Origin of the sequence: Pseudomonas putida, assembly GCF_002906855.1 — a bacterium.
GTDB lineage: Bacteria > Pseudomonadota > Gammaproteobacteria > Pseudomonadales > Pseudomonadaceae > Aquipseudomonas > Aquipseudomonas putida_N.
This window is the reverse complement of the sequence record NZ_MINI01000055.1, coordinates 1-305: the sequence shown is the minus strand read 5'-3', so window position 1 is coordinate 305 and position 305 is coordinate 1. Positions and strand designations below refer to the sequence as shown.

At 54.4% G+C, this 305-nt stretch carries 1 protein-coding gene; it reads left to right on the top strand.

The features are described from left to right. Positions 1-202 (top strand): hypothetical protein (locus tag BGP85_RS29030; RefSeq protein WP_219827772.1); only part of this gene is annotated, 202 nt, incomplete at its 5' end. Between the last annotated feature and the right edge of the window lie 103 nt (positions 203-305).

Here is a 305-nt window from a genome sequence, read left to right as displayed (position 1 = left end):
AGTTTATGTCCCGGCTTCTGGAAGTCAGAGAATGGAGAAAGGCACCTTTGCCGGTGGTAAAGCGAGCCTGAATGAAGGCTCGGTGGCATGGGAGATCGACATCGCCAAGGGTTCAGTCATTCGTGATAAGCGCATGGTTGTCGAGAAAGACAGCGGAACCTGCAAGACGATCTCGCACGCGCAGAGCGGCTTTGAAGAGTGATTGCCGGTCTGGATAAGCCGGTATCGAGACCTCTGTATATGGAGCTGACGGCACGGGCATCTATAACGCCTTGGCGAATCGTTCCAGTTTGCCCAGCGTTTGC